Below are 5,056 nucleotides of genomic sequence, written 5' to 3'. Positions count from 1 at the left end.
AAATATTAGGCGGGTTTTCGTCGTCTGGCGGTGGGGATAGGGCGGGTTTCGTTGTTTTATTTGAGGTGTATATCATCATTGAATTCCTAAACCCGCCCCTACAGGATTGGGGTAGATGATTGGCGTGCGATCGCGTGAAATATTAGGCGGGTTTTCGTCGTCTGGCGGTGGGGATAGGGCGGGTTTCGTTGTATTGTTTGAGGTGTTGTCTGATGATTTAATCCCTAAACCCGCCCCTACAATTACGGTTGACTAGGATTACAGCAACAGCCATTTTAGGTGTTTTCTCTCAACCAATCTTGAAACTTCTGTGTCTCTTCCAGCGCCGGATTAATAGAAAACCAATTCCCGTTGCGATCGCGGTATTCATAGACGAACATGCTACGGAGTAAAGTCGTGTATTCCACGTCTCCTTTCACCGTCTGTTGTTGTACCACCTGAAATAACAATTCCCACTCCTCATCATCAATGGATGAGGTGAGATAATCCCGACTTTCGCGAATCACGCCTTCTAAACAATCCCGCGAGATTGGGGGGTCCATTTGTCGCAAACAGCCAAATAGGAGTCCCAGTAAGTTTCGCAGATGACCCCCGCTGATTTGACAGAGACGATCTAAAGTTTCAGCATTATCAAAGACTTCGGGAAGTAAGGCGAATCTTTGTGCTGAAGTATGGTGGGGAAATGCTCTCACTAAAACCATTTGCCGCAACAAATCCATCCCTTCTTTACATTCTGATCCATCCCGTTCGCGCACAGGAACCATGGGTAAAATAGTCGGCGGTAATCCACCCCCTAATCGATTTTTCAGAATTTCGACATCATTGGAAAAGGTTAACGATAGCGGAATCGTATAAACAACGTGGCAATTCAGTTTCCGTAATTGATCACCTCGGTCAATAAATAAGTATTCGGGTTGTAATCGTTCCGAGGGAAGCGGACGATTATCCACCCGATCCAAATTATCGACAATTACTACCAGTCCCGCTTTTCCACGCCGCCGCAGTTCCGTGGTTGCCCGTCCTAACAGTTCGGTGTTAATCGATTCTAAAATACCACTGGTACGGGGTTCTAAATATTCCCGTAAGCGGCGGCGGAGTTTGGGACTTTCTTTGGTTTTGGCGGTAATTTTACCAATGCCAATCGAGAGTTCTGCTTCGGCATTCAGTTCAATCGGCGTTTGCAGGAAGTCGGCAATTTCACTAAAAAGATTGGCAAAATAACCGGGGTGAAGTTTAATTTTAATCGCCTCTAAACTCTCACTGACTCGACCAGCTACACTCAGGAGAATATCCGTAATATCGACATCCGCCATATCTAAGTCTTGGGAGGACTCAAAGTAAACTACATAGTAGCCCTGCTTTTCTAACTCCGCTTTGAGTCGCAGCAATTCGGTGGATTTCCCGCAGCCAATATGACCCGTAAACAGTTGGCAGGTGGGTTCATCGGGTGAAATTAAGGCAATGGTGCGTCGCAATGACTGAATAATTCGGTTCCCTCTGACGGGGGAAAAATCAATATAATACTGCTGATCTTCAACTTCCCCCACGGTTAAGGGCTTGCTTGGATTGCACGCTTTATAAAATCTCGGTAGATCTAGTCCCATAAGTCATCATCGTCCTTATGCTATTGTCGTTGAAAGACAAGGCATCTCGCCACGCGATCGCACTTGTCGCATTATCCCGGTTATCCTCGTCGTCACAATAACCCGCCCACCGACAGGTTTTGGGTTTTTCTTTCCTAGCAGCCAGGAAAAATGAGGGAGACTCTTGTCTATTGAGTGTAACCTGAGACGTTCTCGGGCGAGAGCTGGAAAATACGAATGCTTGATTGGCTGTGCTTCCAGAATGGGCTAAACTTTGACCTGCCTCAAGGAGTAAAATAGGGAACAGGAGGCTGACACTCAATAGTCGTTTATTCATTTTTGCCTACAAATTGCTAGATCGATGTGAGGATTGCGATTACTCTTCCATCCGTTTTCTATTCACTATTCTGGACGCCTCACCCGCAATCAGGATACTATAGGTGTCTTGTTGTCAAGAAATTATCAGGATTGGGGACAGGTTACTTTTATTAAGAAATTTAATGATTGTAGGGTCAGCTAATTATGGATAATGATTTAGTTTTATTTTTGGCTGGTGTTAGCTTTCTCATCCTCTATTTAGTCTTCTCGGCGCTAACTGAGATGGGGACAAAGCTTCCCTGGAAAAAATAATCAGCCATCAACTATAACTCTTGGGTGTGAAATATTACGAAAACAGCAACTCAATCAGGCTAAGGGCGCACGTCGGTGCTACCCTACTAATGGACTGACACAGCTAAAATTGTGAGATAGAGTGGGTTCGTAGTAGGGGATGCGAACTCTTCTGCCTTATGTCATGCTGCGAACTAAAATAACGGTACTCTTAACCCGCCGTGCGATCGCTTCGGGAATATTTCCCTGAATCGCCTGCTGTAATAACCCTTCCCGACTTGCCCCTAAAACCACAACATCACATAATTGGTCATTGGCTAAATGAACCACCGCATCAGATACCTCACTGGCGCGAATGGGAATCCGGCGAATCCGACCATCGATTTGCCCCTGTAAAAAGTCGCTGGCTTTTTCTAGAGCTGTTGTATCCGTCAGCTTATCTTCTGGATCAAAGACTTGACACAAGCGAATATCTGGCGGCTTACTACTTAAGGAAATTAACGCCGGAATAAACTCCAAGGCGCGTTGAGAATTGGGTCCCCCTGCAATAGGAATCAACCAACGCCCAAAGAAAGGAGGGATATAAGGCGGATGCATCATTTCACCCAATTTCACTACCATCACATCACAGGGCGCCTGACGAATCACCGCATCCACTACCCCGCCAAAAATGCGTCCAGGGGTTGAGGTTGAGCCTTTCCACCCCATCATCATCAAATTAATATGTCGCTCTTTAATGGTTTCTAGAATGGCTTGAGTAATATCTTGACTTACCCGTATTTGAGTGTGAACCGGTACATTCCAATCTCGTCCCCACTTTTCCGCCTGACGTAATAATCGACGACTTTTTGCCGTTTTTACCGGAGTTTCCGCCGGAGAATTGCTGCGGGAGACGATAATCACTTGTAAACATTCCAATTCATAGTCGCGATCGCGGGCGATGGCGGCGGCGAGTTTGACTAATATGGGGGCGGTTTGGGGATTGGCGATGGGAACTAATAACCGCCCTCGCCCGGTTTCTGGAGATCGGGTTTGATAAACCACATAAGAGGGTTCTAATTGTGATCCCGGCTGAGTCGTTTTCCGATCTAGCTGATCCAATTCCCCCCGAATAATATCGCTACGGGTAATAATTCCCAATAACTTACGCCCTTCTGTTACCGGGAGACGACTGAGGTGGTAACGGTTGAGCAAATACAGTACATCGACTAAACTCGCCCCTGGCTTAACCGTTATCGGGTTGGGTGTCATAATGTCCGCTAAGGGTGTGGTTCCGGGAAAAGGACAACGGGGTGGATTGCCTTGCTTTTTTGTCGCGTTTGTGATATCTGATTGACTAATAATCCCCACCAGAGTTCCCCCATCCACGACAGGAAACCCTTGGTGCGTTGAACGAGACACCATCTGTAAAGCGTCATCAAGGGTCATTTGCAGGGATAAGGTTTCCACCCGCCGTTGCATCAAATTCTCTGCTGTTAACCCAGCCCATGAACCATTGTCCACCTTTTGAGTGGGGGAGGTATACCCCCTCCATTCCAACAGACGCTGATAAAGCGAACCTTTGGAGAGTTGATCGGCAATCAGGTAAGACACCACACAGGTGATCATTAACGGTAAAACCAGATTGAAATCCGCCGTAATCTCAAATATGATTACGATCGCGGTTATGGGAACTTTGGATACGGCACTAAAAAAGGCTCCCATCCCGGCCAAAGCGTAAGTCGTCGGTGCGCCAAACCCGAAAAACGATAACTTAGCCACACCGACTAGATAACCCAAAGCCGAACCCAAAACCAGTGACGGGTGAAATAAACCCCCAGGAGCGCCTGTTCCGTAGGAAACAAGGGTGAGAAAAAAGTAGGTGACTAAAGCGAGGCTAGTGAATTGCCAAGTCGCTTCGCCTGTAATTAACAACTCTCGTAACCCACTATTATTGCGAAAATCCGGGGGTAATAGAGAAACTAAACACCCACAGATGAATCCCGCTAGCCCCATTTTCACCGCCAAAGAGACATGAAAGCGGCGCTGTAGTGTCAGTGAAAACAGAATTCCTCGATTAAATAATGTTGCCAGTAATCCGGCTAAAAGACCCAAGAGTAAATAAAAGGGAATCTCCAGGGCGGAAAAACTGGTGGCTGTTTCACCCCATTCCAGGTTTAGGTCGAAACTACGACCCCCTAAAATCCGCGAAATCACTGCACCGATAAAGGAGGCGAGAATCGCTGTTCCTAGAGTTAGCCCAGAAAAATCATGGAGTAATTCCTCAACCACAAACAAAATACCAGCGATTGGGGTATTAAACCCCGCGGCTAAACCCGCCGCCGCCCCTGCTGAAATAATCTGTCGTCGATGGCTGGGGGATGTGGGAAACCAACGGCTAAACTGAGCCGCTAACGCTGCACCAATATGAACTGTGGGTCCTTGGCGTCCCAGGGGAAGTCCTGCCGCGATCGCTAAAATGCTGCTCAGGAGTTTAACTAGGGCTACCCGCAAATCGAGAGCGATCGGAAATTGGGCAAGTGCGGCTTTAATCTGCGGAATACCACTCCCAGAAGCATCGGGTGCTAAATATTCGACGAGGAATCCAGACAGCGCTGCCAATACCAGTCCGAAAGCAGGTAAAACTAAAAATGGCGGATATTGTTCAGAAATTTGAATGCGCCATGAACCGAGCCAACCAATACTGTGTTGAAGTAACACAGCCGATAGCGCAGAAACCACCCCAATTAAACAAGCTTCTGCGATCGCCAAACGTCGCTTGGGCAATAACCATTGACGTATGGGATTGATCATTTATCATTTGTCATTGGTCATTGGTCATTGGTCATTGGTCATTTGTCATTGGTCATTTGTCATTGGTCATT

At 47.0% G+C, this 5,056-nt stretch carries 3 protein-coding genes; all 3 read right to left on the bottom strand.

Features of this window, described 5'->3' with window-relative positions; all coding sequences use genetic code 11:
- Positions 1–275: 275 nt before the first annotated feature.
- On the bottom strand, positions 276–1,604 hold the full coding sequence (locus ACLFWI_RS26510; protein WP_446415407.1) for an ATP-binding protein: 1,329 nt from the start codon (positions 1,602–1,604) through the stop codon (positions 276–278).
- Positions 1,576–1,920, bottom strand: a complete 345-nt coding sequence (locus ACLFWI_RS26505) for a hypothetical protein (RefSeq protein WP_446415406.1) — start codon at positions 1,918–1,920, stop codon at positions 1,576–1,578. Before ACLFWI_RS26505 ends, ACLFWI_RS26510 begins: the two co-directional genes overlap by 29 nt.
- Positions 1,921–2,369: 449 nt before the next feature.
- Positions 2,370–4,985 (bottom strand): chloride channel protein, encoded by a 2,616-nt coding sequence (locus tag ACLFWI_RS26500; RefSeq protein WP_446415405.1) that lies wholly within the window; start codon positions 4,983–4,985, stop codon positions 2,370–2,372.
- Positions 4,986–5,056: the final 71 nt, after the last annotated feature.

This window comes from Coleofasciculus sp. (genome assembly GCF_046539235.1).
In the GTDB taxonomy this organism is placed as follows: Bacteria; Cyanobacteriota; Cyanobacteriia; order Cyanobacteriales; family Coleofasciculaceae; genus Coleofasciculus.
This window is presented reverse-complemented; position numbering and strand designations above follow the sequence as displayed.